Genomic DNA, 259 nt, shown 5'->3' on the forward strand with positions numbered 1-259 from the left:
CTGTTCCAGCCTTACACTGCTTGCCGGTTCAGTTACATCTACGACAGTCAGCGTTCCAGCCTGGGTGGTGGAGTATTCGAGCTGGTATCTGTATGCATTGTTGGTGGTGTTAAGTGCTCTATCTACATAGATTGTATCTGCCACAGCAGGGTTCAGGCTTGTAGTGATGGTAGCGATTGTAGTAAAATCGGTTCCATTCTGCCCTGTTGCCCGCATGAGTTTATACTGGGCAGGAATTCCTGCTTTGGACATAGGCCTT

General features: G+C 48.6%; 1 protein-coding gene. It reads right to left on the reverse strand.

What is annotated here, in order from left to right:
- Nucleotides 1-259, reverse strand: a 259-nt coding sequence (locus AC1XUE_RS25790) for a hypothetical protein (RefSeq protein WP_483358874.1), incomplete at both ends; no start/stop codon positions are given.

The organism is Dyadobacter sp. HNCC25DJ187 (genome assembly GCF_056895255.1).